The 26,809-nt window shown below is 67.4% G+C and carries 26 protein-coding genes; all 26 read left to right on the forward strand.

Features of this window, described 5'->3' with window-relative positions:
* The first annotated feature begins 3 nt into the window (after positions 1–3).
* Complete coding sequence (locus AC0J5K_RS22280; protein WP_074837750.1) at positions 4–513, forward strand: universal stress protein; 510 nt, start codon at positions 4–6, stop codon at positions 511–513.
* Positions 514–548: 35 nt separating this feature from the next.
* Entirely contained in the window at positions 549–923 is a 375-nt protein-coding gene (locus AC0J5K_RS22285) for a nuclear transport factor 2 family protein (RefSeq protein WP_139211467.1), read from the forward strand.
* Between the two features lie 39 nt (positions 924–962).
* On the forward strand, positions 963–2,360 hold the full coding sequence (locus tag AC0J5K_RS22290) for an NAD(P)/FAD-dependent oxidoreductase (protein ID WP_283638775.1): 1,398 nt from the start codon (positions 963–965) through the stop codon (positions 2,358–2,360).
* A gap of 27 nt (positions 2,361–2,387) precedes the next feature.
* On the forward strand, positions 2,388–4,178 hold the full coding sequence (gene xsc / locus AC0J5K_RS22295) for a sulfoacetaldehyde acetyltransferase (protein ID WP_283638776.1): 1,791 nt from the start codon (positions 2,388–2,390) through the stop codon (positions 4,176–4,178).
* Between the two features lie 57 nt (positions 4,179–4,235).
* Positions 4,236–5,267, forward strand: a complete 1,032-nt coding sequence (locus AC0J5K_RS22300) for a YeiH family protein (protein WP_053083424.1) — start codon at positions 4,236–4,238, stop codon at positions 5,265–5,267.
* Between the two features lie 11 nt (positions 5,268–5,278).
* Entirely contained in the window at positions 5,279–6,304 is a 1,026-nt protein-coding gene (pta, locus tag AC0J5K_RS22305; protein WP_350154152.1) for a phosphate acetyltransferase, read from the forward strand.
* Positions 6,301–6,657, forward strand: coding sequence for a cupin domain-containing protein (locus AC0J5K_RS22310; RefSeq protein WP_274590816.1), 357 nt, complete (start codon positions 6,301–6,303; stop codon positions 6,655–6,657). Before pta ends, AC0J5K_RS22310 begins: the two co-directional genes overlap by 4 nt.
* A gap of 128 nt (positions 6,658–6,785) precedes the next feature.
* Positions 6,786–7,868, forward strand: coding sequence for a hypothetical protein (locus AC0J5K_RS22315; protein WP_420398425.1), 1,083 nt, complete (start codon positions 6,786–6,788; stop codon positions 7,866–7,868).
* Positions 7,869–7,938: 70 nt separating this feature from the next.
* Positions 7,939–9,231: a Gfo/Idh/MocA family protein gene (locus AC0J5K_RS22320; protein ID WP_074837756.1), complete on the forward strand. Its 1,293-nt coding sequence runs from the start codon at positions 7,939–7,941 to the stop codon at positions 9,229–9,231.
* Complete coding sequence (locus AC0J5K_RS22325; RefSeq protein WP_420398426.1) at positions 9,228–10,775, forward strand: CehA/McbA family metallohydrolase domain-containing protein; 1,548 nt, start codon at positions 9,228–9,230, stop codon at positions 10,773–10,775. Before AC0J5K_RS22320 ends, AC0J5K_RS22325 begins: the two co-directional genes overlap by 4 nt.
* 20 nt (positions 10,776–10,795) lie before the next feature.
* Positions 10,796–12,058, forward strand: coding sequence for an ABC transporter substrate-binding protein (locus tag AC0J5K_RS22330; RefSeq protein ID WP_420398427.1), 1,263 nt, complete (start codon positions 10,796–10,798; stop codon positions 12,056–12,058).
* A 75-nt stretch (positions 12,059–12,133) separates the two neighbouring features.
* The gene (locus tag AC0J5K_RS22335; RefSeq protein WP_274590820.1) at positions 12,134–13,075 is read left to right on the forward strand and encodes a carbohydrate ABC transporter permease; all 942 of its coding nucleotides are present in this window, start codon (positions 12,134–12,136) and stop codon (positions 13,073–13,075) included.
* Positions 13,072–13,899: a carbohydrate ABC transporter permease gene (locus AC0J5K_RS22340; protein WP_048535758.1), complete on the forward strand. Its 828-nt coding sequence runs from the start codon at positions 13,072–13,074 to the stop codon at positions 13,897–13,899. Before AC0J5K_RS22335 ends, AC0J5K_RS22340 begins: the two co-directional genes overlap by 4 nt.
* A 4-nt stretch (positions 13,900–13,903) precedes the next feature.
* Complete coding sequence (locus tag AC0J5K_RS22345; RefSeq protein ID WP_420398428.1) at positions 13,904–14,929, forward strand: ABC transporter ATP-binding protein; 1,026 nt, start codon at positions 13,904–13,906, stop codon at positions 14,927–14,929.
* Positions 14,929–15,132, forward strand: a complete 204-nt coding sequence (locus tag AC0J5K_RS22350) for a hypothetical protein (protein ID WP_274590822.1) — start codon at positions 14,929–14,931, stop codon at positions 15,130–15,132. The genes AC0J5K_RS22345 and AC0J5K_RS22350 overlap by 1 nt, the downstream gene beginning before the upstream one ends.
* The gene (locus AC0J5K_RS22355; protein WP_283638781.1) at positions 15,129–16,055 is read left to right on the forward strand and encodes a carbohydrate kinase family protein; all 927 of its coding nucleotides are present in this window, start codon (positions 15,129–15,131) and stop codon (positions 16,053–16,055) included. Before AC0J5K_RS22350 ends, AC0J5K_RS22355 begins: the two co-directional genes overlap by 4 nt.
* On the forward strand, positions 16,052–17,419 hold the full coding sequence (locus AC0J5K_RS22360) for a sulfatase family protein (protein ID WP_420398429.1): 1,368 nt from the start codon (positions 16,052–16,054) through the stop codon (positions 17,417–17,419). Before AC0J5K_RS22355 ends, AC0J5K_RS22360 begins: the two co-directional genes overlap by 4 nt.
* Before the next feature lie 148 nt (positions 17,420–17,567).
* On the forward strand, positions 17,568–18,758 hold the full coding sequence (locus AC0J5K_RS22365) for an MFS transporter (protein WP_420398430.1): 1,191 nt from the start codon (positions 17,568–17,570) through the stop codon (positions 18,756–18,758).
* Positions 18,755–19,915: a thiolase family protein gene (locus tag AC0J5K_RS22370; RefSeq protein ID WP_420398431.1), complete on the forward strand. Its 1,161-nt coding sequence runs from the start codon at positions 18,755–18,757 to the stop codon at positions 19,913–19,915. Before AC0J5K_RS22365 ends, AC0J5K_RS22370 begins: the two co-directional genes overlap by 4 nt.
* Entirely contained in the window at positions 19,912–20,298 is a 387-nt protein-coding gene (locus AC0J5K_RS22375) for a Zn-ribbon domain-containing OB-fold protein (RefSeq protein WP_420398432.1), read from the forward strand. Before AC0J5K_RS22370 ends, AC0J5K_RS22375 begins: the two co-directional genes overlap by 4 nt.
* On the forward strand, positions 20,276–21,952 hold the full coding sequence (locus AC0J5K_RS22380; RefSeq protein ID WP_420398433.1) for an acetate--CoA ligase: 1,677 nt from the start codon (positions 20,276–20,278) through the stop codon (positions 21,950–21,952). Before AC0J5K_RS22375 ends, AC0J5K_RS22380 begins: the two co-directional genes overlap by 23 nt.
* Before the next feature lie 42 nt (positions 21,953–21,994).
* On the forward strand, positions 21,995–22,840 hold the full coding sequence (locus AC0J5K_RS22385) for a sugar phosphate isomerase/epimerase family protein (protein WP_420398434.1): 846 nt from the start codon (positions 21,995–21,997) through the stop codon (positions 22,838–22,840).
* Positions 22,830–23,375 carry a DAK2 domain-containing protein gene (locus tag AC0J5K_RS22390; protein WP_074837769.1) on the forward strand — a complete coding sequence of 182 codons (546 nt, stop codon included), beginning with the start codon at positions 22,830–22,832 and terminating at the stop codon, positions 23,373–23,375. The genes AC0J5K_RS22385 and AC0J5K_RS22390 overlap by 11 nt, the downstream gene beginning before the upstream one ends.
* On the forward strand, positions 23,372–24,403 hold the full coding sequence (locus AC0J5K_RS22395) for a dihydroxyacetone kinase subunit DhaK (RefSeq protein WP_074837771.1): 1,032 nt from the start codon (positions 23,372–23,374) through the stop codon (positions 24,401–24,403). Before AC0J5K_RS22390 ends, AC0J5K_RS22395 begins: the two co-directional genes overlap by 4 nt.
* Positions 24,400–25,320 (forward strand): tagatose 1,6-diphosphate aldolase, encoded by a 921-nt coding sequence (locus AC0J5K_RS22400; RefSeq protein ID WP_283638784.1) that lies wholly within the window; start codon positions 24,400–24,402, stop codon positions 25,318–25,320. The genes AC0J5K_RS22395 and AC0J5K_RS22400 overlap by 4 nt, the downstream gene beginning before the upstream one ends.
* Positions 25,317–26,786, forward strand: a complete 1,470-nt coding sequence (locus AC0J5K_RS22405; RefSeq protein WP_274590831.1) for an aldehyde dehydrogenase family protein — start codon at positions 25,317–25,319, stop codon at positions 26,784–26,786. Before AC0J5K_RS22400 ends, AC0J5K_RS22405 begins: the two co-directional genes overlap by 4 nt.
* Positions 26,787–26,809 lie beyond the last annotated feature (23 nt).

The raw sequence follows: 26,809 nt of genomic DNA on the forward strand, positions 1-26,809 counted from the left end.
GACATGACACCAAGCGTTACCCACATCCTCTTTGCCACCAACCTGTCGCGCAATTCGACCTATGCGCTGCGCCACACCGCCAGCCTGGCGCAGGCCACCGGGGCAAAGATCCACGTACTGCACGTCAACGAGCCGGTCTCGGAAGACGCCCGCATCACCTTCGAGCTTTTCGTTGTGAACGAGGACAGCCGGACATCCGCCACCCGGGCGCGGCATGAAATGGTGCGCAAGCTGCTGGCCGAGCGCCAGGCGCGCTTCTGGGCGGCGCTGGAGGACAAAGACCGCAAGGTCCGCGATCAGGTGACCAGCGTCGAGGTGACCGATGGCTATCCGGCCGAGGTGATCTTGCGCCGCGCCCGCGAGCTGGGCTGCGACCTGATCGTCATGGGCACCCATGACCACGGGCTGTCGCACAGCTTCCTCGGCACCGTCGCCAAGCGGGTGCTGCGCCGATCCGACATTCCCACGCTGATCATCCCCTATCGGGATGACGCCGACACACCCGCCAAATGAAAGGACATGACATGACTACCACGCTTGAGAAAACCCTGACCGCCGATGATCTGGCCGCCACCTTCGACGCCTTCAACCGTCACGACATCGATGGCGTGATGACCCATTTCGCCGAGGATTGCGTGTTCTACACCGTTGGCGGCGACGAGAAATTCGGCGCCAGGGTGGACGGGGCCGAGGCCATTGCTAAGGCGTTCTCCGGGGTCTGGGCCGGCATGACCGATGCGCATTGGGATCACCATTCGCATTTCGTGCACGGCGATCGTGCGGTGTCGGAATGGACCTTCTCGGGCACCGACGCGAACGGCATGCGGATCGAGGCCGAGGGCGCCGATCTCTTCACCCTGCGCGACGGCAAGATCGTCGTGAAACAGGCGCTTCGCAAATCCCGCCCGGCCTTCAAGGCCTGATCCCAGCTTTCCCCGCTCACTCTCAGGAGGTTGTTCCAGATGCCCGACGGTTCGATCCCTCTCTGCTGGCCCAAGGCCAGCTACGATCCGAAGTATGATCCCATTGTCGACGCGGGGCCGGGCCACAACCGGGACTTCGCGCCGACCTACTGGGTCGGCACCGCCGGCCCGGCGCCAGAGGACGACGGCCCGATCACCGCCGATTGCGAGGCTGATGTCGTGGTGATCGGCTCGGGCTATACCGGCCTGTCGACCGCGATCCACCTGGCCAAGGATCACGGCTTGCAACCCCTGGTGCTCGAGGCCAATTCGGTGGCCTGGGGCTGCTCCACCCGCAATGGCGGTCAGGCGCAGATCTCCTCGGGCCGGCTCAAGCGGTCGCAGTGGATCAAGCGCTGGGGCGTCGATGTGGCGCGCGCCATGCACGACGAGGTGACTGAGGCCTTCCGGCTTTTCGAGGACCTGATCGCCAGCGAGGAGATCGATTGCGATCCGCAGCCCGGCGGCCATTACTACATTGCCCACCGCGACAAGGTGATGGCCGGGCTTCGCCGCGAATGCGAGGTGCTGAACCAGACCTTCGGCTACGGCGCGAAAATCCTCTCGCGCGAGGAACTGCACGCGGAACATGTCAAGGATCAGGAAGCCGCCGGCGCGCTCTGGGAGCCGGATGGCACCTGCATCCACGCCGCCAAGCTGGCCTTTGGCTATGTCCGCATGGCCCGGCGTCTGGGCGCGCGCATCCACACTGCGAGCCCGGTGATGGGCTGGCGGGAGCAGGGCGGCTGGCACTACCTGCGCACGCCGGGTGGCACGGTCAAGACCAGGACCGTCGCCGTCGCCACGGCCGGCTATACTCCGGTCGGCCTGCACAAGCGCACCAAGCATCGGCTGATGCCGATCCTGTCGAACTCGATGGTGACGCGGGTGCTGACGCCTTCCGAGCTCGAGGCCTGCGGCATTCAGGTGACCTCGCCGCTGACCGACACGCGGACCCTGCGCCACTACTACCGTCTGCTGCCCGACAACCGGATGCAGATCGGCTCGCGCAGCGCCGTCACCGGGCGCGATGCCGAGAACGACAAGCATCTGGCGCTGCTGCGGCGCGGGCTGGCACGCAAGTTCCCGGCGCTCGGAGGCATCGGCCTGGATTATTCCTGGTGGGGCTGGGTCGATGTCAGCCACGACATGATGCCCCGGATCTGCCAGCCGGATCGGGAGTCGCGGATTTTCTATGCCATGGGCTATGGCGGCAACGGGGTGATGTATTCCGCCCAGGCCGGCCGCCGCATGGCGCAGCAGATCGCCGGCGAAAAGACCCCCGTTCTGCCGATCTTCAATTCGCCGCTGCCCTCGCACGGGCTGCTCACGCCGTTCCGCAGGTTGGGCCAGCGCATGGCCTACGGCTGGTACTACCTCAAGGACGAAATCATCTAACGCCCCCGGTTCAAAAGGAGAATTCCCATGAAAATGACCACCGAAGAAGCCTTCGTCAAGGTTCTGCAACGCCACGGCATCCGCCACGCCTTTGGCATCATCGGCTCGGCCATGATGCCGATCTCGGATCTCTTCCCCAAGGCCAAGATCACCTTCTGGGACTGCGCGCATGAAGGCAGCGCCGGCATGATGGCCGATGGCTACACCCGCGCCACCGGCGAGATGTCGATGATGATCGCCCAGAACGGGCCGGGCATCACCAACTTCGTCACCGCCGTGAAAACCGCCTATTGGAACCACACCCCGCTGCTGCTGGTGACGCCGCAGGCGGCCAACAAGACCATCGGCCAGGGCGGCTTCCAGGAAGTCGAACAGATGAAACTGTTCGAGGATATGGTCGCCTATCAGGAAGAGGTGCGTGACCCGTCGCGCGTCGCCGAGGTGCTGACCCGGGTGATCGCCCAGGCCAAGCGGCTCTCGGGCCCGGCGCAGCTCAACATTCCGCGCGACATGTGGACCCAGGTGATCGACATCGACCTGCCCGACCCGATCGAGTTCGAAGCCTCGCCGGGCGGCGAGACCTCGATCGAGAAGGCGGCGGAGCTGATCTCCAACGCGAAGAACCCGGTGATCCTGAACGGTGCCGGCGTCGTCCTGTCCAATGGCGGTATCACCGCGTCGAAGGATCTGGCCGAACGTCTGACCGCGCCGGTCTGCGTCGGCTATCAGCACAATGACGCCTTCCCGGGCCCGCATCCGCTGTTTGCCGGTCCGCTGGGCTACAACGGTTCCAAGGCGGGCATGGAGCTGATCGCCCAGGCCGATGTGGTGCTCTGCCTCGGCACGCGGCTCAACCCGTTCTCGACCCTGCCGGGCTATGGCATGGATTACTGGCCCAAGGACGCCAAGATCATCCAGGTCGACATCAACCCCGACCGCATCGGCCTGACCAAGAAGGTCTCGGTCGGCATTGTCGGGGACGCTGCCAAGGTCGCCAACGGAATCCTGTCGCGGCTCTCCGACACCGCCGGCGACGAAGGCCGCGAAGAGCGCAAGAACCGCATCGCCGAAACCAAGTCGCGGTGGGCGCAGCAGCTCTCCTCCATGGACCACGAGCAGGACGATCCCGGCACCACCTGGAACGAGCGTGCGCGGGAAGCCAAGCCCGACTGGATGTCCCCCCGCATGGCCTGGCGGGCGATCTCGGCCGCTCTGCCGAAAGAGGCGATCATCTCGTCCGACATCGGCAACAACTGCGCCATCGGCAACGCCTACCCGGATTTCGAGGCGGGCCGCAAATACCTGGCGCCCGGTCTCTTCGGCCCCTGTGGCTATGGTCTGCCGGCGATTGTCGGCGCCAAGATCGGCCAGCCGGACACCCCGGTGGTGGGTTTTGCCGGTGACGGCGCCTTTGGCATCGCGGTGAACGAACTGACCGCCATCGGCCGGGGCGAATGGCCGCCGATCACCCAGATCGTGTTCCGCAACTACCAGTGGGGCGCGGAAAAGCGCAACTCGACGCTCTGGTTCGACGACAACTTCGTCGGCACCGAGCTCGACACCCAGGTGAGCTATGCCGGCATCGCCAATGCCTGCGGGCTCAAGGGCGTCGTGGCGCGCACCATGGAAGAGCTGACCGAGGCGCTGAACACCGCGATCAAGGATCAGATGGAGAACGGCGTGACCACGCTGATCGAAGCGATGATCAACCAGGAACTGGGCGATCCCTTCCGCCGCGATGCGATGAAGAAACCGGTGCAGGTCGCCGGGATCGATGGCGCCGACATGGCCGCCCCGGTGCGCCTGGCCGCCGAGTAACCCCCTCTCTCCCGGCCTTCAGGGGCCGGGAGACCCCTTTCCCTGACGAGGATCGCCATGCAGACGGCACTTGCCCCCCGCTCCGCCCTTTTCGCCCTGCGCGAGATCGTGCAACCCAAGCTGCACGGCTTTCTTGTTGCGGCGGTCATCGCTGCCGCGGCGCAATTCCTCTCGGACCATTATGGCGCGCCGGCGATGCTGATGGCGCTGCTGCTGGGCATTGCCTTTCACTTCCTGGCCGAAGACGGCCCCTGCAAGCCGGGCATCGAATTCACCGCCCGCTCGGTGCTGCGTTTCGGCGTGGCGCTGCTGGGGGTGCGGATCTCGGCCGAGCTGATGGTGGGGCTGGGCGCAGAGCTGATCGGGCTGGTAATCGCCGGGGTGGTGCTGACCATCCTCTTCGGCCTCGCCGCCGCGCGGCTTCTGGGCCGGGGCTGGCGCTTTGGCGTGCTGACCGGCGGCTCGGTGGCGATCTGCGGCGCCTCGGCCGCCATGGCGATCTCGGCCGTGTTGCCCAAGAACGAACATTCCGAACGCAATCTGATCTTCACCGTGCTCTCGGTCACCGTGCTGTCGACCGTGGCGATGATCCTCTATCCGATCCTGGCGCGGACCTTCGAATTCTCTGACGAGGTGGCCGGCGTCTTCCTGGGCGGGACCATCCACGACGTGGCCCAGGTGGTTGGCGCGGGTTTCTCGGTCTCGAACGAGACCGGCGAGGTCGCCACCCTGGTCAAGCTGATCCGGGTCGCGATGCTGGCGCCGGTGGTGCTGGTGATCTCGATCCTGGTGCGCCGCCATGCCAACGGCGCCGACGCCGGCAAGCGCCCGCCGCTGCTGCCGGTCTTTGTGGTCGGCTTCCTGTTCTTTGCCACGCTCAATTCCTTCGGGCTGATCCCGTCCCAGATCTCCGACGCGATGTCGGATCTGTCCCGCTGGGCGCTGCTGATCTCGATCGCCGCCGTCGGCATGAAGACCTCGCTGAAACGCATCCTCGATGTCGGCGGTCAGGCGATCTTCATGATCGTGGCGGAAACTCTCTTTATCGCCGCGCTGGTCATTGCCGGCGTGATGTTGCTGGGCCACTGAGGAGCCATGTCATGAAACCGCTCGAAATGTTGCTGGCCAATGCCGCCCGCTCGAACCGCCGCATCGTGCTCAGCGAGGGTGCCGATCCCCGCGTCATCCAGGCGGCCTGCGCCGCCCGCGACAGGCAGATCGCCAGGCCCATTCTGGTGGGCCCCGAAGCCGCGATACGCGCCGGATTTGCCGCGGCGGGCCTTTCCGCCGAGGGCATTGTGCTGCACGATCCCGAAACCTCTCCGCTGTCCGACGATCTGGCGGCGCTGTTCCACGCCCGCCGCAAGCACAAGGGCGTCACGCCCGAGGCGGCCCGCGCGGCGGTGAACAATGCCCATGTCTTTGCCGCCGCGCTGGTGGCCTCGGGGCAGGCCGACGGCACCATCGGCGGCGCCGTCGCCACCACCGCCGAGATCGTGCGCACCGCGATCCAGGTGATCGGGCCGAAACCCGGCACGCCGCTGGTGTCGAGCTTTTTCCTGATGCTGTTCTGCGCCGAACAACACGCCAAGAAAGGCGCTCATATCTTTGCCGACAGCGGCCTGGTGATCGATCCCGACGCCGAGGAAATGGCGATCATCGCGCGCTCTGCCGCCGAAAGCTTCCGCACGCTGACCGCCGAGGTGCCGCGTGTCGCCATGCTGTCGTTCTCGACCCGGGGCAGCGCCGCGCATGACGCGGTCTCCAAGGTGGTGCAGGCCACGGCGCTGGCACGAGCCGCCGATCCGACGCTGCTGATCGATGGCGAATTGCAGTTCGACGCCGCCTTCGTGCCCGATGTCGCCGCCGCCAAGGCCAAGGATTCGCCGCTGGGCGGCAATGCCAACGTCTTTGTCTTTCCCAACCTCGAAAGCGGCAACATCGCCTACAAGATCGCCCAGCGTCTGGGCGGTGCGGTGGCCATCGGCCCGGTGCTTCAGGGTCTGGCCAAACCGGCCAACGATCTGTCGCGCGGCTGTTCCTCCGAAGACATCCTGCACATGATCGCCGTCACCGCCGCCCAGGCCGATGCCGCCTGCCTTGCCGAACCGGAGCCTGCCTTATGAGCCATGTCATCAACCTGTCGACCGCCGCCGCCGACACCTCCGAACGCCGCCTCGCCGACGAGCCCGGCCGCGTCACCGATGGCGATCCGCACCAGCGGATCGGATTGCACTATGACGGGGCAGGGGGGCGGCTGAAGGCCGGAAGCTGGGTCTCGACTCCGGGGCGCTGGCAGGCTTTCACCGGCCGCGACGAATATTGCTACATCCTGCGCGGCCGCTGCGCGCTGATCCACGAGGACGGCCACAGGCAGGAGTTCGGCCCCGGCGACAGCTTCCTGATCCCCAACGGCTTTCGCGGTCACTGGGAAGTGCTGGAGACCTGCGAGAAACATTTCGTCATCTTCCAGGAGTGATCCGCCCCGGCTTGGAGCCCGGCGGCCTTGCCTGTAGCCTGTCCTGACACGATCACCATCACTCAGGGCGCCGAATACCCCGTGGTTCCGACCTCATACACAGTTTCCATCCGCCCGGTCCGCCTGTCGTGACCGAGGCGACGCAGGATCGGCTCGCCAGCTGGATCACGGCCGAGATCGACCGGTGCGGTCCCGGCGCGCGGCTGCCGACAATGCGCGAGCTCATGCGCCGGTTCCGCACCTCGCAGCGGGTGGTCGAACGTGCGCTGGCGCCTTTCATCGCGACCGGTCGGCTCGAGGTGCGGCGCGGGCTGGGGATCGTCATCCGCGACCCGGTTCCTTCCACACCGGCGCATGAGGCCGACATCCTGCTGCTCTACAAGGTCTCGGACAGCCGGCTGGCCCGGACCCTGATCCTCGAGATCGAAAAGCGGATGAAGGCGGCCGGCATCTCGATCCTGCTTCTGGGGTTCACCGACGAGGCGCAGGCGCTTTCGATTCTGTCGCGGATCGGGCGGTTCCGGGTGTGCCTGCTACAGACCCATTTCGAGACGCTGCCTCTGCCATTTCTGTCGCGGATCACCGAGATCGCGGGTTCTGTGGTGTTCGACGGCATCTCGGCCACCGGGCTTCGGATGGATGCGATCGGCACAAACTGGCGCGAGGCCTTCGCGCTGGCCTGGCGCAACCTGCGCGCTGCGGGGCATGAGCGCATCGGCTTTCTCACCTCGGCGCATTCGGCCCGGCCGATCGCCATGGCGCGGCGGGAATATCAGCGCCTGAGCGACGCCGCGGGGCAGGGGGCAGGCTGGCTGATCGAGCTCGATGCGCTGCCGGGCTCCTTCCCGGGCGCCGACATCTCGACCTCGATCGCAGGGTTGCGCGGCGATGACGGCGCGCTGAGCGTGACCGGGCTGATCACCTTGGGCGTGGTCGAGGGCTATCTGCTCGATCGCGCGCTTTGGGAAAACGGCATCGTGCCGGGGCGCGATCTTTCGGTGATGATGTTGGGCAGCGTGGATTTCCCGTCGGAGCACTTGAACCGGTTCGACACCGTCGGCAATGCCGACGCCGAAAAGATCGACACCTTCGAGCGGGTGCTGCGCGACCGGCTCACGCCCGACGGGCCGCCGCCCGAGGTGCATTACCTGCCGATCCACACGGCCAGGTTCGGCAGCGTCGACGACCTGACAGTTGATGTCACCGGGTGAGTATAACCCTGGATGTGGCATGAGTTATACTCATTTAACCTGATCCCGAATCGAGCATTCGGGAGCGCCCATGCCACAGAGTTCCGCACATCCGACGGCCAGCTATACGCCCGGATCGGGCCAACGCAGCATCGGCGTCGCGGTGATCGGCGCGGGCGAACGCGGCATCTATTACGTCGGCAGCCGGATGGCGGAACTGGCGCGCGAGACCGGGTTTCGCATCGTCGCGGTGCATGACCGGCTGCCCGAGCGGGCACAGATGGCGGCCCGGCATCTCAATGCGATCTATGCCAGCCAGGGCCTCGGCCCTCTGGCCCGCCCCGCCGTCAGCCTGGCCGAAGCGGTGTCCGATCCGCAGGTCGACCTTGTCATCGTCACCACCCATACAAACGCCCATCTCGAACCGGTGCGCGTGGCGGCGGCGGCGGGCAAGCGCATCTATCTCGACAAGCCGATTTCCGTCAGTCTCGCGGATGCCCGCGGGATCGTCGCGATCGAGGCCGAGAGCGGCCAACCGATCATGATGGGCTTTACCCGCCGCTACGAGCGGCCCTGGATCGAAGCCATCGGCCTGGCCCGCACCGAGGCGATCGCCGAACCCCGCATGGTGCTGTTGCGTTCGGTCATTCCCTACAGCCGTTATCTGCAACTCTGGCACCGCGAGGATGCAGCCTCGGGCGGGGCGATCAATGACAAGGGCTCGCATCATTTCGACGTGCTGAACTGGATCGCGGGCTGCGAGCCGGTTTCGGTCACCGCGACCGGCGGGCGCACGACGATCTTTGCCCCAGATCCGACGGCACCGGCGCGTTGTTCCGAATGCGACCGCGACTGCCCTTACCGCCGCCACGAGACGTTGATCGACAAGGCCGAGGGCGTCGGCCGGGTTCCCAACGACAGCTGGCTGACCGCCGAGGCCGCGCAGGACCGCAACGACAATTGTGTCTATCTCCCCGGCGCCGACATCGACGACCACGCCGTCGTCACCGTGCGCTTTACGAGCGGGCTGGTGGCCACGCTGTTCTTCACCATCTTCGGCCCCTATTCCGAAGACCAGGAAACGCTTGAGATCATCGGCGCCAACGGCCGGTTGCGGATGGAGCGGCATTCCGGCCAGATCGACCTGGTGAGTGCCCATGGCAAGAACCGCGAGATCATCGAGGCCGGAGCGGCGGACAGGTCGAGCTCGCATTTTGGTGCCGATCTGGAACTGGTTCGCGCCATGCGCCGGTTCATGGACGGAGAGCTGCCACCGGCCGGCGTGCGCGACGGGCTCGTCTCGCTCGAGCTGGTCGCCGCGGCCAAACGGAGCTTGGCCGCGCAGGGCCGCCCGGTCGATCCCAGAACCCAGGAGTTCCTATGAGCCGCGCCTATCTGCCCCCGGCCGACCTGCCACTTGCCCGCCGTCTGGGCGTGGCGCCGCGTTTCGGCGACATCCACAACCATTGCGACCTGTCCTATGGTCATGGCCGCTTTGCCGATGCGCTGGCGCGGGCGGCGTTGCAGCTTGATTTCGTGTCGATAACCGGCCATGCCCATTGGCCGGACATGCCGGTCGATGACCCGGCGGTCGCGCATATCGTCAATTTCCACGTCGAGGGCTTTGCCCGGCTGCGCGACGGCTGGCGCGCCCATTTCGACGTGTTGGCGGCGGCAGAGACCGAGGCGTTCACGGTTTTTCCGGGGTATGAAATCCATGGATCCGAGCACGGCGATTACACCATCGTGTACCGCGATCTCGCGCCCGCGCCGCTCTGGCTCGCCGACAGCCCGGCCGAGCTGCATGCCCTGCTGGACCGCGAGATGCCGGGGCGCGCCTTTGCCTTCCCGCATCACATCGGCTATCGCCGGGGCGCGCGGGGGATCAACTGGGACAGCTTCGAAGAGCGGCTGTCGCCGGTGGTGGAGATGAACTCCATGCACGGCTGCGCCGAAACTTCCGAAACCCCACGCAGCTACCTGCATTCCATGGGGCCTGTGGATGGCCATTCGACGATGCAGTGGGGGCTGGCGCAGGGCCATGTCTTTGGCGTTGTCGGCAATACCGATCATCACAGCGCCTTTCCCGGGTCCTACGGCCACGGGCGCATGGCGGTGTTTGCCGATCATGCCGGTCGGGCAGGTCTCTGGGACGCGATCATGGCGCGTCGGACCGTGGCATTGACCGGCGACAATATCCACCTGCTGAGCGCGGTGGGCGATGTAATGACCGGCGGCGTGATGGCACCCGCCAAGGCGGCGCAGCTCGACATCGAGGCGGTCGCCGGCGGCGAGATCGACGTGATCGACGTGATCCGTAACGGCCGGCTGCACGCCCGCCTCTCGCCGGCGCTGGACCCGGCGCCGCTGACCGGGGTGGGCGAGACGATCCTCTATCTCGAGCTGGGCTGGGGCGCGCGCGGATCGGCGCATCGCTGGACCGGCGAGATCCGCGTCGAGGGTGGCGAGATACTCGCGCTGGAGCCGCGCTTTCGCGGCCAGGAGGTCGTGTCGCCACTGGAAGGCGAGGATGCGGGCCACGCGTTGCCCGAGGCGCAGCTGGCGGGCGGGATCGCGCGATTTGCCGTGACCGCCGAGGCCAATCCGAACAATTCCACCGCCGCCACCCAGGGTCTGGCCCTGCGGCTGCGGCTGGCGCCCGGCGCGCGGATCCTCGCCAACCTTTGCGACCAGCGCCTCAATATTGATGCCGCGCGGCTGTGCGATGGCGCGCTGGCCGGCAATCTCGGGCCGATTGACAGTCCGGCCTACCGCTTTCATCCGCTGCCGGCACCGTCACGCTGGCAATGGGCGGGCGCGGTGCCGCTCGGCCCGGTCGAAGACGGGGAAAACATTTACGTCCGGCTGCGCCAGTCGGACGGGCAGATGGCATGGGGCTCTCCCATCTTCTGCCGAAAAGGCGCGTAAACATCACCAGGGAGAACGACATGTCACTGTGGAAGACCCTCACGCTCAGCCTTGCGGCCAGCACCGCCCTTGCCGGTTTCGTCAGCGCCGATGAGCTCAATATCGTGCACGGCGCGGTTGGCCGCGATCAGGATGTGCTGCGCGCCAACCTTGACCGCTTCGAAGCGGAAACCGGGCATACCGTCAACATCGTCTGGATGCCGGAGCGCACGACCGATCAGTTCGCGCAATACAAGCTGTGGCTGGCGGCGCAGAGCGCCGACATCGATGTTTACCGGCTCGACGTCATCTGGGCGCCGCAACTCGCCGACCATTTCATCGACCTCACCGAAGCCACCGCCGATATCATCGATCAATTCGTGCCCGCCGCGGTGGAAAGTCAGACGGTCGATGGCAAGCTGGTGGCGCTGCCGATGTTTCTTGGCGCGCCGGCGCTCTATTACCGCGCCGACCTGCTGGAGAAACACGGCAAGCCGGTGCCCGGAACCTGGGAAGAGCTGACCGCCACCGCCAAGGAGATCATGGAGGCCGAACGCGCCGCCGGCAATTCCGAGCTCTGGGGCTATGTCTATCAGGGCGCGGCCTATGAAGGGCTGACCTGCAACGCAATGGAATGGATCGCGTCTTACGGTGGCGGGCAGGTGGTCGAGCCGGACGGCGTCATTTCGGTCAATAACGAGGCCGCCGTCGAAGCTCTGACGCTGGCCGCCTCCTGGGTCGGTGACATCGCCCCCGAAGGCGTGCTGAACTATGCCGAGGAAGACGCCCGCGGCGTGTTCCAGTCGGGCAATGCGGTCTTCATGCGCAACTGGAATTACGCCTATGCGCTGGTCACCGGCGAGGACAGTCCGATCAAGGACGACGTCGATGTCACCACCCTGCCGGCCGGGGCCTCGGGGCAGGGCGCCTCGATCCTCGGCGGCTCGCACCTGGGCGTGGCGCGCTATTCCGAGCATCAGGACGCCGCGATCGAGCTGGTGCGCTTCCTCAACGACACCGAGAGCCAGCGCAAGCGCGCGATCGAGGCGTCCAGGCCGCCCACGCTTTCGGCGCTCTACCAGGATGAAGAGATCGGCGCGCGGCAACCGTTCATTCCGCTGTGGCAACCGGTGATCGACAATGCCATCGTGCGCCCCTCGGCGCCGACCAAGGCCGATTACAACGAGGTGTCCTCGGAAATCTGGACCGCCGCGCATGACGTGATGTCCGGCGAGATGGAGGCCGGCGCCGCCGTCGCCCGGTTGAACGCCCGGCTGAGCCGGCTCAAGGGCGCGGGCTGGTAGGCCTTCGGCCGGCTGCACCCCCACCAGGCCGCGCCGCCGTTCGGCGCGGCCCTACAGATCCACGGAACCCCGACCATGCCACAGAAGACAGGACTGACCCGACAGCGCACCAGGGCGGCATGGATGTTTCTTGCCCCGATGCTGATCGTGTTGGGGGCCGTGGCGCTCTTTCCACTCGGCCAGACGATCTGGTTCGGCTTCACCGATGCCTCGCTCAACAATATCGATGCGGCGCGATTTGTCGGGCTGCGCAACTACATCGAATGGCTCGACTACGGCAATGACCAGGGTGAATGGCTGGGCCTGCTGGCCGATGACCGCTGGTGGCGCGCGGTGCGCAATACCGTATGGTTCGCGGTGGTCAGCGTCTCTTTCGAGACCCTGTTCGGCCTGATCATCGCGCTGGTGCTGAACGCGAAATTCCCGGGCCGTGCAGTGGTCCGCACGCTGGTGCTGGTGCCCTGGGCGATCCCCACCGTGGTTTCGGCCAAGATGTGGGGCTGGATGCTGCATGATCAGTTCGGCATCATCAACGACATGCTGATCAAGCTGGGCCTGATCGCCACCCCGATCGCCTGGACCGCCTCGGCCGATACCGCCATGGCGGCGGTGATGATGGTCGATATCTGGAAGACGACGCCTTTCATGGCTCTGCTGATCCTCGCCGGGCTGCAAATGATCCCGGATGACATCTACGAAGCTGCGCGGCTCGACGGCATCAACCCGGTGCGGGTGTTCCGCAAGGTGACGCTGCCGCTGGTGATGCCGGCCCTGCTGGTGGGGGTGGTGTTCCGGGGGCTCGATGCGCTGCGTGTCTTCGACATCGTCTACGTGCTGACGCCCAACACCGACGCGACCCGGACCATGTCGGTCTATGCGCGCGAAAACCTCTTCGATTACGACAAGTTCGCTTATGGCTCGGCGGCCTCGACGTTGCTGTTCCTGATCGTGGCGCTGATCACCATCGGGTTCATCTACCTCACGCGGATGGACTTGGAAGGCAAGGAGACCGACTGATGCGGATCGCGAAAATCGCCGGCTTCTACGCGCTGGTGGCCATCATTCTGGCGCAGGCGCTGTTCCCCTTCTACTACGCGGTGCTCACCTCGCTCGAGAGCGGGCAGGCGATCTTCGACGTGAACTATCTTCCCAAGGTCATCGACCTGTCGAACTATCGCGCGGCCTTCGAGGATGGCGTCTTTGGCCGGCAGATCCTCAATTCGGTCTTTGTCTCGACCGTCGTGGTGATCGTGTCGCTGGGGTTCGCGGTCACCGCGTCTTATGCGCTGGCCCGGGTGCCGTTTCGCGGGCGGGGCAAGATCCTGCTGCTGATCCTGTCGGTGTCGATGTTCCCGCAGATCGCCGTCCTGTCGGGGCTGTTCGCATTGATCCGGGCGATGGGTCTGTTCAATTCGCTGTGGTCGCTGGTCTTTTCCTACATGATCTTCACCCTGCCGTTCACCGTCTGGGTGCTGACCACCTTCATGCGCAAGCTGCCCAAGGAGATCGAGGAAGCGGCGATCATGGATGGCGCCGCGCCGTTGACGATCATCCGCAGGGTGTTCCTGCCGCTGCTGTGGCCGGCGCTTGTGACGACCGGTCTGCTGGCCTTCATCCATGCGTGGAACGAATTCCTGTTCGCGCTGACCTTCATGTCGACCGACACTCAGCGCACGGTGCCGGTCGCGATCGCGCTGATCTCGGGCGCGAGCGAGTTCGAGATCCCCTGGGGCAGCATCATGGCGGCCTCGGTGATCGTGACGCTGCCGCTGATTGCGCTGGTCCTCGTTTTCCAGAGAAAGATCATTTCCGGCCTGACCGCCGGCGCGGTGAAAGGATAAATCCATGGCCAAAGTCGAGCTGAACAAGATCTGCAAATCCTTCGGCAAAGCCCGGGTTGTCACCGATGTCGACCTGTCACTGGAAAAGGGCGAATTCGTCGTCTTTGTCGGCCCTTCGGGCTGTGGCAAATCCACCCTGCTGCGGATGATCGCCGGGCTGGAGGACATCACGTCGGGCAAACTGCGGATCGGCGGCGAGGACATGACCGAGGCGTTGCCGGCCGCGCGCGGGGTGTCGATGGTGTTTCAATCCTACGCGCTCTACCCCCATATGACGGTGCGCGAGAACATGTCGTTCGGGCTCGAACAGGCGAAGCTGGCGAGGTCCGAGATCGCCGCGCGGGTCGAAGACGCCGCGCGCATGCTCAAGATCGGGGACCTGCTGGAGCGCAAGCCCCGCGCGCTTTCGGGCGGCCAGCGGCAGCGGGTGGCCATCGGCCGGGCGATCACCCGCAAGCCGCGGGTGTTCCTGTTCGACGAGCCGTTGTCGAACCTCGACGCCGCGCTGCGCGGCGAGACCCGGGTCGAGATCGCGCGGCTGCATGCGCGGCTGGCCGGCACGACGATGATCTATGTCACCCACGATCAGGTCGAGGCAATGACGCTGGCCGACCGGATCGTCGTTCTGAATGGCGGCCATGTCGAACAGGTGGGCACGCCGCTCGATCTCTATGAGCGCCCGGCCTCGCGCTTTGTCGCCGGCTTCATCGGCAGCCCCCGGATGAACTTCATTGCCGGTGAACCGGCCGCGGCCCGGGCGGCGGCGGAATACGGCATCCGCCCCGAGCACCTGTCGCTGTCCTCGGACGGCCGGGGCTGGCCGGGCCGCGTCCTGCTGACCGAGGATCTGGGGTCGGACACCTATGTGCATGTCGAAACCGCGCAGTCGGAGACGCCCCTGGTGGTGCGCGCGCCGGGGCAGATGCGGATCGGGGCGGGTGATACGGTCTGCGTCGCGCCCGACGAAAGCCGCGCGCATCTGTTTGATGCCGAGGGTCGCCCGTTTGCCCGCGCGCCGGAGGCAGAGTGATGGCGGAGACCGGACTCGACATTCTCAATGCCGAGATGGCCCGGCAGCATCGTGACGCGCTGACGAGCTTTCGCAGCCAGGCGCCGGCGGAGGCCCGGCTGGCGGCCGCGATTTTCCGCGCACTGCCGGTGGCGCAGCGGAGCGTGCCCGACATGGGAACGCCGCTGCGCTCGACCAAGGCGACCTCGGGAGAGGCGGCATGACGCGATCGATCTGCGTCATCGGCAATCTCAACGTCGATCTGGTGATGGGCACGCTGGCGCATTGGCCTGAGCCGGGCACCGAGACCTTTCTGGACCGCTGTGACCTGCGCCCGGGCGGATCGGCCGCCAATACGGCGCTTGCCTTGCAGCGGTTGGAACATCCCGCCGGGCTGATTTCGGCCATCGGGTCCGACCCTCTGGCAGACATCCTGGCGGCGCGGTTTTCCGGTCGGCTCGACCGCATCCGCCGGCTGGACGGACAGACGGGCATCAGCTTCGGGGTGCTGCACGACGGGGCAGAACGCACCTTTCTGTCTTTCGGCGGGCATCTGGCGGCGCTTGATCTGGCAATGGTCGAGGCGCTGCTCGAGGGCTGGCCGCTGGAGGATGCGCTGGTGCTGGTGGCGGGCGGTTTCGCCACGCCGGGACTGGCGGCCGAGGGTGAGGCGCTGCTCACGTGTTTGCGCCGCGCCGGAGCCGGGATCGCCATCGATCCGGGCTGGCCCGACGGCGGCTGGACCCCTGCGACCCGCGCGCAGGTGATGGGCTGGGCCGCACTGTCCGATCACCTGCTTCTCAATGACAAGGAACTGACCGCGCTTGCCGCGCGGACGGAAGATGATCTGGCCGCCGCCGCCCGGTCCCTCTCTGACGGGCTGCCGGAGCGCTGCCACATCATCGCCAAACGCGGCCCCCGGGGCGCGAGTTGCTGGCAGGGCAGCCGGGTTTTCCACGCATCCGCACCGCCGACCGCGCCTTTCGATACGGTCGGCGCCGGCGATGCCTTCAACGCCGGTTATCTCGCGGCCATCGCCGAGGGCGCGGCGCCCGAAGCGGCGCTGGGACGCGGATGCGCCACCGCGAGCCGCCTGATCGCCGAGTTTCCGCGCGGCACCGGTCCGCTGGCGGATCGCTGGGCATGAGACGCCGCAACATTCTGCTGATGATCGCCGATGACCTCGGGATGACGGCGGGGTGTTACGGCGATGCCTCGGCGCGGACCCCCAATATCGACCGATTGGCCGCGCAGGGCACGCGCTTTACCCACGCATTCACCTCCACCGCCTCGTGCTCCGGCAGCCGCAGTGTCATCCAGACCGGCCTGCATACGCACCAGTCCGGGCAATACGGGCTGCACCACGGCCGCCACCATTTCCAGACCTTTGCCGATGTCGCCACTGCGCCCAATTTGCTGGCTGCGGCGGGCCATGCCACCGGGATCGTCGGCAAGGTGCACCTCGGCCCGGACAGCACCTATCCCTGGGCATCGCGCCAGGAAAGTGACAGCCGCGATGTCGCCTGGGTGGCAGCGCGGGCCGAGGCCTTCATCGCCGGGGCCGGTGCGCGCCCGTTCTTTCTGACCGTCGGCTTCATCGACCCGCACCGAGATGCCAGCCGGGCGGGGTTTGGCGATCCCGCCGGACCCGATCCGATCTTTGCGCCCGAAGCGGTCACCGTGCCGCCCTGGCTTGCCGACCTGCCCGAAGTGCGGCACGAGCTGGCCGCCTATCATCACGCCGTGGCCCGCATGGATCGCGGCGTCGGCCTTGTCCTTGATGCGCTTGACCGGCAGGGCGCGGCGGACGAGACCTTGGTGGTCTTCCTGTCAGACAATGGTGCGCCCTTCGTGCATTCCAAGACGACGCTGTTCGACGCCGGCGTCCATCTGCCGCTGATCCTGCGGGTGCCGGGGCAGGGGGCGGGGGTCGCCAATCCCAACCTGGTTTCCTTTGTCGATCTCTTGCCCACCTTTCTCGACTGGGCCGGGGTGGAGGCGCCGCAGGATGGCCGCCGACGCGAGGGTCGCTCGCTGCTGCCGGTCCTGCACGACCGCGCGCGCCGTGCCGGGTGGGATCGGGTGTTCGGCTCGCACACCTTTCACGAGATCACCAATTACTGGCCCACCCGCTTTTTGCGCGATACGCGCTACAAATATCATCGCAATGTCGCCTGGCAGCTGCCCTTTCCGGTCTCTACCGACATCTACGGCTCCCTGTCCTTCGCGGCGATACGCCGGGCCGGGGCCGGGGCCCGGCCGCTGGAACGCCTGGTTCGCCGCCCTGCCGAAGAGCTTTTCGACCTCGCCGCAGATCCGCTGGAACTTCACAATCTTGCCGGCCATGCCGGCTATGGGGCGGTTCTGGCCGAGATGCGCGCGTCGCTGGAGCAATGGCAGCGCCGAACCCGCGACCCCTGGCTGCTGCGCGATGGTGTCTCTGTGCTGGCCGCGCAAGACCATGTCGCGGCCGGTTTGAAGTTGCCCGGCGCTTGGGATTTCACCCCCTGATCGCCGCGTCCGGGCCGGCTGCCATCCTGATCATTCGTCTGCGCCCGACCCGCGGTTGCCCGAAAAGGGGCCGGATTTGTCGTAGCCAAGTGGCTCGCCATTTGGTAATACTCAATTTGTAGTAACAAATACATCGGATTCTCCCGCCGTGGCCACCCAAGCAGCAACCCCGCCAGCGTCTGCCGCCCAGGACCGTGGCTATGTTGTGCGCCATGCCCTGGCGCAATTGCTGTTCTGGTCGGCCTTCTACTACCTGCTGCCCGCGGTGCTGCCGCATATGCTGCGCGACACGGGCTGGTCGCCGGTCGCGGTCTCGGCGGCGGTGAGCGCGGGGTTTCTTGTCTGGGCGATGCTCTGCCCGCTGGCAGGCAGCGCCGTCGACCGGGGCTGGGGGCCGCGCGGGCTGCGGCTGGCCGGGGTGGGCGGCGCGGCGCTTCTTTTGATTGCGGCGCTGGGCCAGAGCCTCTGGGCGGTTGCCGCCGCGCTGGTGCTGCTGGGCGCGCCGATGGCGATGTCGCTTTATGACCCCTGTTTCAGCCTGATGATCCGCCGCTTCGGCCCGGCGGCGCGTCGGCCGATTGTTGCGGTGACGCTGCTGGCCGGGTTCGCCACGCTGCTGACCTTTCCGCTGGTCTCGGGGCTGGCGGCGGCCGGGCTGGGCTGGCAGTGGATCCTGGTCGCCTTTGCCGGGCTGGCCTTGCTCGGGGTGCTGCTGCTGCCGCCAGAGCCGGCCGACAGGCCCGCGCCCGAAGCCCGGCAGACGCCCGGTGCCGCCGCACCCGGGGGGCGCACGCTTGTTTTTGGCCTGGCCTTTGCCCTGCTGATGTTCGGCCATGCGGCGCTGTTGTTTCAGCTGCCGGTGCAGCTGGCCGAGACCCGCGGGCTGGCCAATGCGCTGGTGCTGCCGATGGTGCTCGGCCCGGCCCAGATCGCCGGGCGACTGGCCTGGGAGCGGATGCAGGGAGGGCTGGGCCTCGAACGGGCGGCGCTGGGGCTGTTCACGGTGATGCTGCTGCCGCCGCTGGTGCTGCTGGGCGGCGCGGGGATGGGGGTGGTGCTGCTGGCGCTGGTGATCCAGGGCGGCTGCTACGGGGTGCATACCATCCTGCGGCCGCTGCTGGCCGCGCATTGGCTGCCGCAGGCGGGTTTTGCCCGGCGGCTCGGGGTGATCGCGATGATCGGTCTGTTGATGATGGCGGCCGCGCCCGCCGCCGGGGCCTGGGCGGCGGCGGTCTTTGGCCTCTTCGGCCTGCTGGCGCTGGTGTTCCTGGCCGACCTGGCCGGGCTGGCCTTGCTGGCGGGGCTGGTGCTGCGGGCCCGGCGCGAGGGCTGGGCATGAAGGATCTGCGGATCGCCGGCGGCGCGATGACGCCGTTCAACCGTCGCAAGGACGGCAGCTCCTGGCGAGACTGGTGTCTCGCGGCCTTTGACGAGGCCCTGCGCGATGCGGCGCTCGAAGTGGCGGATGTGGATGCGCTGGTGGTGGCGAGCGAGAGCGATTTCTTTTCCTTGCAGCTCAACCCGGCGGCAATGATCGCCGATGCGTTGGGGCTGCACGGCATCCGGGTGCAGCGGGTCGAAGGCGGCGGCGCCACCGGCCATCTGGCGGTACAGGCCGGCGCGGCGCTGGTGGCGGCGGGGTTGGCGCGGCGGGTGGCGGTGCTGGGCTTCGAGGCTTCGGCGTCGCATCTCGACGGGGCCAGCGTTGGTGCGCTCTACAGCCTGTCCTACGACGCCTGGTCAGAGGGCGAGAGCGGTATCGGCTCGGCCGCGATCTACGCGCTCTCGGCGCGGGCCTGGATGGCCGAGACCGGCGCCACCGAGGCGGATTTCGCCCGCGTTGCCGCCCGCAACCGCCAGAACGCGCGACACAACCGCTTTGCCCATCTGCCGCTCGATGTGACCGAGGCCGATGTGCGCGCCTCGGCCGTGGTCGCCACGCCGTATCGGCGGCTCGATTGCTCGCCGCTGAGCGATGGTGCGGCCTGCGTGATCCTCGCGGCGCCAGGGGATCTGCCTGCCGGGGCCGGCCGGGCGCGGCTGGCCGGCATGGGCGTAGCCAATGACCGGGTACGGCTGGGCGACCGGGCCGCGCCGGGGCGGTTCATCGCCAAGCGCGCCGCTCTGCGCGCGGCGCTGGGCCAGGCCGGATGTGCCCTGTCCGACATCGGCCTGGCCGAGGTCTACGACAGCTTTTCCGGCGCGCAATTGCAGGCGCTCGATGCGCTGGGGCTGACGGACGACGTGCTGGCGGCGGAACGCGCGGGCCATTTCACCGCTGAGGGCGCGCTGCCGGTCAACCTCTCCGGCGGGCTGCTGGGGCAGGGCGCGCCGGTGGGCGCCACTGGCGTGGCGCAGGTGCTGGCGGCGGCACAACAGCTCGAGGGGCGCTATCACGGACTGCGGCCAGCAGTGCCGCCACGCTTTGCGCTGGTCGACACCCACGGCGGCATTGCCACGCTCTGCGCCGTCTCGATCCTGGAGGCGCCGCGATGAAACGCAGCCTGCGGCTTGACTATACCCTGCCCAAAGGTCGGCTTGCGCCGCATTTCGACGCGCTGGCCGAAGGTCGGGCGCTGGCGTGGCGCTGCGTTTGCGGCCATGTGGCCTTTCCGCCGGGGCTGACCTGCTTGGCCTGCGGCGCGCGGGACGGCCAATGGATCGAACTGGCCGGCACCGCCCGCGTCGAACACCGCACCGACACCCCCGGGGCCGCCTGGGTGCTGGCCCGTTTCGACGGCGCCGATACCGCCGTGATGGTACGGATCAAGACCCCCGAGCTGACCACAAGTCGCGGCTATCTGGTGCCGCCCGAAGAGGATGCCGGCCCGTGGCTGGCGTTGGAGGAGACCGAAGATGAAAACCGAAGTGTTCGCTGACTGGAGTGACGAGGCCCTGGCCGGGATCGGCCTCAGGCGCAGCGGCCGCGGCGTCGAGATCGACATTCCCGAGGACGCCAACATCTATGCGATGACGGTCGGTCGGCAGTTGGCCGCCGGACGTTCCGCGGCGCCGGCGATGGTCTTTGAGCGCCCCGACGGCAGCCTCGAGCGCTGGAGCTTTGGCGAGATCGACCGAGCAGCCACGGTGCTGGCGGCGCATCTGCGGGCGCTCGGCTTCGGGCGGGGCGATCCGATCGGTCTGCACACCGGCATGCGGCCGGAAACTGCGATCGGCCATATGGCGGTCTGCAAGCTGGGCGGTGTCGCGGTCACCCTGTCGCAGCTCTATGGCCCGGATGCGCTGGCCCATGCGCTCAACCACTGCGGCGCGCGTTGTCTGCTGACAACCGAGGCCGGCTGGTCGGGGCTGCGGAGCGAGGCAGCGGGGCTGTTCCCGGCGCTGGCGCATGTGCTGGTGGCCGAGACCACCGGGGAAGAGACCGAGCTGCGCGATGTGCTGGCGGGGCCTGCGCCCGAAGGCTTTGTTCCTGAGTACACCGGCGCCGATGACGAGGCGCTCTTGATGTATACCTCCGGCTCGACCGGCATGCCCAAGGGCATTCGCCACGGCCATCGGGTGCTGGCCTCCTACGTGCCCTCGATCAGCCTGTTCTTCGATCTGACGATGGATGACGCGGATGCGGTGTTCTGGTCGCCCTCGGACTGGGCCTGGGTCGGCGGGCTGCTCGACATGTTGTTCCCGGCCTGGCTGGCAGGACGGCCGGTGGTCACCTCGGAGGCCCGGTTCAAAGCCGATTGGGCCTATGCCTTCATGGCGCGGCACCGGGTGACGCATACCTTTCTCGCCCCCACCGCGATCAAGCGGCTGGCGCAGACGCCCGACCCGCGCGCCGATCATGATCTGGCGCTGCGGGTGATCTGCACCGGCGGCGAGGCGCTGGCGGCCGATACGCTGACCTGGGCCGAAGAGCGGCTGGGCGTCGTCTGCAACGAGTTCTACGGCATGACCGAGGTCAACCACCTGATCGGCAATTGCGCCGCGCTTTACCCGCGCAAGCCCGGCTCGATGGGCGTGGCCTATCCCGGCCACAGGGTGGCGCTGGTCGATGCCGAGGGGCGCGAGGTGGCTGACGGCGAACCTGGCGAGATCGTGACCCCGGCCACCGCGCCGACGCGCTACCTTGGATATTTGAACAATGCCGAAAAGGAGGCCGAGCTGCGGCTGGGAGACTGGATGCGCACCCATGACCTCGCGGTGCGCGATGCCGATGGCTATTTCTGGTACAAGGGCCGATCCGACGATCTGATCAAATCCTCCGGCTTTCGCATCGGCCCGGCGGAGATCGAGGAATGCCTGCTGGCGCATCCGGCCGTGGCCGAGGCGGCGGTGATCGGCAAGCCCGACGCCGAGCGCGGCCAGATCGTCAAGGCCTTTGTCCGGCTTGCGGCATCCGCTGCCGCCGGGGCCGAGCTGAGCGAGGCGTTGAAATCCCATGTCCGCGACCGGCTCGCCGCCTACAAGGCGCCGCGTGAAATCGAATTCGTTCCCGGGTTCGAAATGACCTCTTCGGGCAAGATCAACAGAAAGGCGCTTCGGGCGCGGGAAATGGCGGATTCGGATTTGACATAACAAATCTGTACATACTAATGTGACTGCAACAGGGAGGACGCGATGAAATTCGGAATTCATGCCGGTCTGTGGATGGACCGCTGGACCCAGGATCCGGCGCCGCAGTTCGACCGGGCGGCGGCCCTCGGTTTCGACGCCGTGGAGCTGTCGCTTCTGGGGATCGGTCCGGAGCAGGCCGCCCGTCTGCGCCAGTCCGCCGCCGATGCCGGTGTGGCGCTGAGCTGTTCCACCGGGCTGGGGCCCGAGGCCGATCCTGCCTCGGCCGACCCGGAGGTGCGGCACCACGCCCGCGAGACCCTGGCGCGCGCGATCGAGACGGTCGCGGCGCTGGGTTCCTCCCGTCTCGCCGGTGTGGTCGCCGCGCCCTGGGGGCAGTTCGATCCGGCGCACAAGTCCGACCGCGCCAAGCGCTCGGGTGAAACGCTCGGGCAGATGCAGGCGCATCTGGCGCAGCATGGCGTGACCCTGGGAATCGAGGCGCTGAACCGCTTCGAGAGCGATCTGACCAGCACCGCCGCCGAAGCCTGCGCCATCGCTCGCGCGGCCGGGGCGGCGAATGTCGGTGTGCTGCTCGACAGTTTTCACATGAATATCGAGGAGAAGGATCCGCCCGCCGCCCTGCGCGCTGCCGGTGACACGCTGGTGCATTACCATGTCTCCGACAATGACCGTGGCGTGCCGGGCAGCGGCCGCTACGATTTCGCCGCCGATGCAAGGGCGCTCAAGGACATCGGCTATCAGGGCTGGATCGTGGCCGAAATGTTCGTGCGCGCCGGTCGCCCCACCAGCGCCGATCTGAATATCTGGCGTGATATCGAGCCGGATGCCGATCAGGCGGCGGCGCAGGCGCTTGCCCATATGAAGGAGGTCTTTGCCAATGTCGGCTGAGCGATATTTCACTGCCCTGCGCGATCTGGCCGAAACCGAGCGGGACCGGCTCAATGCGCTGGATGCGGCGCTGGGTGACGGCGATCACGGCAGCACCCTGTTGCGCGGGCTGACCCGCGCCGCCGGCGCCGCCGATGGCGCGCGGGCCAAGGCTTTCATGCGCGCCTCTGGCGGGGCGTCGGGCACGCTTTTTGGCCTGGTGCTGCACGAGATCGAACAGCATCTCGACAATGGCGCCGATCTGGCCGCCGGTCTGGCCCGGGCCGAGGCGCGGATCCGCGATCTGGGGCAGGTGAAGCCCGGCGACAAGAGCATGGTGGACGCGCTTTCGCCGGCGGTGGCGGCGCTGCGCGGTGGCGCTCTGGCCGCGGCGGTGACAGCGGCGGAACAGGGCCGCGATGCGACGGTGGAGATGGTCGCGCGGCGCGGCCGGGCGCAATATGTCGAAGGTGGTGGCAAGGGAGAGATCGACCCCGGCGCCGTGTCGCTGACGATGATACTGGCGCTGCTGGCCAAAACCGGGGGGGCGACATGAAAAAGCTGTTCAATTCCGCCGAGACGATGGTCGACGACATGATCGACGGCTTTGTCACTGCCTGTCCGCAGGTCAAACGCGGCACGCTTGATCCGCGCGTGGTGGTCCGCCGGCGCGGCGCCAAGAACCCAGACGAAAAGGTGACGCTCTTGATCGGCAATGGCGCCGGGCACGAGCCGATCGCCATGGGGTTTGTCGGCGAGGGGCTGCTTGACGCCAACGTAGTGGGAGATGTCTTTGCCGCGCCCTCGGCCGACCTGATCCTCGACGGCGTGCGCGAGGTGACCGGCAAGGCGGGCTCGATCCTGCTGATCTCGCAGCATTCCGGTGATGTCATCAACGGCCGCGCCGCGACCATGCTGGCCGAGGAGGACGGCATCAACGTGCTGCCGCTGCTGATGTATGACGACATTTCCGCCGCACCGCCCGAGCGGAGGCAGGACCGGCGTGGCGCCCCCGGCACGATGTTCATCTACAAGATCCTCGGGGCCGCCGCCGAGGAGGGGATGGATCAGGCCGCGCTGATGCGCTTGGGCGAGGCGGTGCGTGACCGTACCGTGACGCTCGCGGCGGCCGTCTCTCCGGGCATATCGCCGCTCACCGGTCAGCCGATGTTTTCGCTGCCCGAGGACGAGATTTACCTCGGCATGGGGGTGCATGGCGAACCGGGCGTCGGCCGGGTCAAGACCGGGCCGGTCGCGGGGCTGGTCAAGGAAATGCTGGCCCGGCTGCTCGAGGACCGGCCGATTGCCGAAGGTGGCCGCGCGGCGGTGATCGTCAACGGCATGGGCGGCACCACGCAGATGGAACTGCTCACCGTCTGGCGCGAGACCGAGGCTGAATTGCGCCGCCGGGGCATCACGCCGCTGGCGCCGATGGTGGGCAGCTTTGTCACGACGCAGGAAATGGGCGGCGTCTCGATCTCGCTGCTCGAACCGGACGACGAGATGCTGCGCCTGTGGTGCGCGCCGCAGGACAGCCCGGCCTTTCCCGAAATTCACCTGATCCCCGAGGAGGGCCAGACATGACCGACATTTCCTTGAGCCAGCGCCGGCCGATCCACGGCGTCGCCGTCGATCAGGGCAGCGGTCTGGCGGCGGCGCTCCGTACCGCGCGTGGCGACGCCGCGCGCGACGACGACCTGTTCCGCTTCAAGCAGCTGGTGGCGCGCACCATGAGCGCCGAGGCGACAACGCTGCTGGTCGATGCCTACTACGGCCGCGAGTTGCTGCCCGAGATCGCCGCGCCCTGCCTGCCGATGCTGGCCTATGAGGCCGATGTCTACCGGATTTCGAACGACGACCGGATCACCGTGCTGCCCGACAACCTGAAGGTATCGGACTATTCCGGGCTGGGTGTCGGGGTGCTGAAGTTCTTCCTCTACTACGGCCCCAACGACCCCGCCGCGATCAACGACCGCAAGCAGGCGCTGGTGCGGCAGATCGGGGCCGAGTGCCGGGAACACGGCGTCAGTTTCCTGTTCGAGCCGATTGTCTATGACCGCGGGATCGAAGACGGCGCCTCGGCGGAGTTTGCCGGGATCAAGCCGGAGCTGGTCGAACGCGCCACCCGCAGTTTCGCGGCACCGGAGTTCAACATTGATATTCTCAAGGTCGAGCTGCCGGTCAATCTCAACCATGTTGAGGGCATCGGCGAAAACCGGATGAGCCGCGCCGAGGCCGAGGCGGCCTTTCGCCGGGCGGCCGAGGCGGCGGGCGATGTGCCGCTGCTTTACCTCAGCGCCGGGGTGACGTTCGAGCAGTTCGAGGCCGGGTTGCAGCTGGCGCGCGCCGCCGGGGTCGATGTGGCGGGCTTCATGTGCGGTCGGGCGATCTGGTCGGATGCGATCGATGTCTTTGGCGCCGAGGGCCCCGAAGCCGCCGAAGCCTGGATGGCCGATGAGGGCCTGCGCCGGCTGCGCAAACTGGGCGAGGCGCTGGCATGAGCATGATTGCCCCTCTGCCCGAGGTGGCAGGCTTTCTCGACAAGGTTCAGGGGCTGCGTATCGGCGGCGACCGGGTCGACAGCGCTGCCGCCCTCACGGTTGAGAACCCCTCGACCGGCGAAAAGCTGGCCGAGGTCGCCTGTGCCATCGGAGGCCATGTCGACGATGCCGTCGCCGCCGCCCGCGCCGCGCTCGCCGGTCCCTGGGGGCAGATGACGGCGCATGACCGTGGCCAGCTTCTCTGGCGGCTGGCCGATGCCATCGAGGACCGCAAGGCGATCTTCGGCCAGCTCGACGCGCTCGACAACGGCAAGCCCTTCGCGGTGGCGCGCGATGTCGATGCGGTCTGGTCGGCGCGGCATTTCCGCTATTTCGCCGGCTGGCCGAGCAAGATCGAAGGCGCGACGATCCCGGTTTCGACTCCTGGGCGCTTCAATTACACGCGGATCGAGCCGGTCGGTGTCTGCGGGCTGATCACGCCGTGGAACTATCCGACGCTGATGGTGGCCTGGAAACTGGCGCCGGCGCTGGCGGCGGGCAATACCGTGGTGCTGAAACCGGCGGAACAGACGCCGCTGTCTGCCCTCTACCTCGCCGATCTGGCGCTCGAGCTGGGCTTTCCGCCCGGCGTTCTCAACGTCATTCCCGGCTATGGCCGCGAGGCCGGCGCGGCGCTGGCGGCGCACCCCGGTGTCGACAAGGTGGGCTTTACCGGCTCGACCGAGACCGGGCGGCGGATTGTCGAGGCTTCGGCCGGCAACCTCAAGAAGGTCTCGCTCGAACTTGGCGGCAAGGCGGCCAACGTCATCTTTGACGATGCCGAGCTGGACCGCGCAATTTCCGGCGCCTTCTGGGCGCTTTTCGGCAACAATGGCCAGTCCTGCACCGCCGGCGCGCGGCTGTTTGTCCAGCGGCCCCTGCTGGAGCGCGTGACCGAGGCGCTGGCCGAAATGGCGCGCGGGCTGAGCATCGGGCCGGGGATGGCTTCGACGGGGCATGACCTGGGGCCGGTGATCTCTTCGCCGCAGATGGAAAAGGTGCTGGGCTATATCGACAGCGGGCGCGCCGAGGGCGCCGAGGCGGTGGCCGGTGGCGCGCGGCAGGGTGAGGCCGGATATTTCGTGCAGCCGACGGTGCTGGCCGGAGTGCGCGACGCGATGACCATCGCGCGGGAAGAGATCTTCGGCCCGGTGCTCTGCGTGCTGCCCTTCGACGAGGAGGAGGAGGTGCTGGCGCGGGCCAATGACTCCGTCTACGGCCTCGCCGCCGGTTGCTGGACGCAGAACCTTGGCCGCGCCAATCGCATGGCGGCGGGGCTGCGCGCCGGGACGATCTGGACCAATTGCTGGGGCGACACCGACGCCGCCTCGCCTTTCGGCGGCATGGGGCAGAGCGGATATGGCCGCGAGATGGGCCGCGAGGCGCTGTCGCTCTACTCGCAAACCAAGTCTGTCTGGCAGGGCTGACGGATGCGTGATTTGATGCAATC

This window comes from Marinovum sp. E3 (genome assembly GCF_055755275.1).

Coding starts and splice junctions, on each gene's coding strand:
- AC0J5K_RS22360 (WP_420398429.1), top strand. CDS start 16,052: ATGAGACGCCGCAACATTCTGCTGATGATCGCCGATGACCTCGGGATG.
- AC0J5K_RS22310 (WP_274590816.1), top strand. CDS start 6,301: ATGAGCCATGTCATCAACCTGTCGACCGCCGCCGCCGACACCTCCGAA.
- AC0J5K_RS22330 (WP_420398427.1), top strand. CDS start 10,796: ATGTCACTGTGGAAGACCCTCACGCTCAGCCTTGCGGCCAGCACCGCC.
- AC0J5K_RS22325 (WP_420398426.1), top strand. CDS start 9,228: ATGAGCCGCGCCTATCTGCCCCCGGCCGACCTGCCACTTGCCCGCCGT.
- pta (WP_350154152.1), top strand. CDS start 5,279: ATGAAACCGCTCGAAATGTTGCTGGCCAATGCCGCCCGCTCGAACCGC.
- AC0J5K_RS22405 (WP_274590831.1), top strand. CDS start 25,317: ATGAGCATGATTGCCCCTCTGCCCGAGGTGGCAGGCTTTCTCGACAAG.
- AC0J5K_RS22320 (WP_074837756.1), top strand. CDS start 7,939: ATGCCACAGAGTTCCGCACATCCGACGGCCAGCTATACGCCCGGATCG.
- AC0J5K_RS22335 (WP_274590820.1), top strand. CDS start 12,134: ATGCCACAGAAGACAGGACTGACCCGACAGCGCACCAGGGCGGCATGG.
- AC0J5K_RS22300 (WP_053083424.1), top strand. CDS start 4,236: ATGCAGACGGCACTTGCCCCCCGCTCCGCCCTTTTCGCCCTGCGCGAG.
- AC0J5K_RS22375 (WP_420398432.1), top strand. CDS start 19,912: ATGAAACGCAGCCTGCGGCTTGACTATACCCTGCCCAAAGGTCGGCTT.
- AC0J5K_RS22370 (WP_420398431.1), top strand. CDS start 18,755: ATGAAGGATCTGCGGATCGCCGGCGGCGCGATGACGCCGTTCAACCGT.
- AC0J5K_RS22385 (WP_420398434.1), top strand. CDS start 21,995: ATGAAATTCGGAATTCATGCCGGTCTGTGGATGGACCGCTGGACCCAG.
- AC0J5K_RS22345 (WP_420398428.1), top strand. CDS start 13,904: ATGGCCAAAGTCGAGCTGAACAAGATCTGCAAATCCTTCGGCAAAGCC.
- xsc (WP_283638776.1), top strand. CDS start 2,388: ATGAAAATGACCACCGAAGAAGCCTTCGTCAAGGTTCTGCAACGCCAC.
- AC0J5K_RS22400 (WP_283638784.1), top strand. CDS start 24,400: ATGACCGACATTTCCTTGAGCCAGCGCCGGCCGATCCACGGCGTCGCC.
- AC0J5K_RS22395 (WP_074837771.1), top strand. CDS start 23,372: ATGAAAAAGCTGTTCAATTCCGCCGAGACGATGGTCGACGACATGATC.
- AC0J5K_RS22355 (WP_283638781.1), top strand. CDS start 15,129: ATGACGCGATCGATCTGCGTCATCGGCAATCTCAACGTCGATCTGGTG.
- AC0J5K_RS22290 (WP_283638775.1), top strand. CDS start 963: ATGCCCGACGGTTCGATCCCTCTCTGCTGGCCCAAGGCCAGCTACGAT.
- AC0J5K_RS22280 (WP_074837750.1), top strand. CDS start 4: ATGACACCAAGCGTTACCCACATCCTCTTTGCCACCAACCTGTCGCGC.
- AC0J5K_RS22390 (WP_074837769.1), top strand. CDS start 22,830: ATGTCGGCTGAGCGATATTTCACTGCCCTGCGCGATCTGGCCGAAACC.
- AC0J5K_RS22380 (WP_420398433.1), top strand. CDS start 20,276: ATGAAAACCGAAGTGTTCGCTGACTGGAGTGACGAGGCCCTGGCCGGG.
- AC0J5K_RS22350 (WP_274590822.1), top strand. CDS start 14,929: ATGGCGGAGACCGGACTCGACATTCTCAATGCCGAGATGGCCCGGCAG.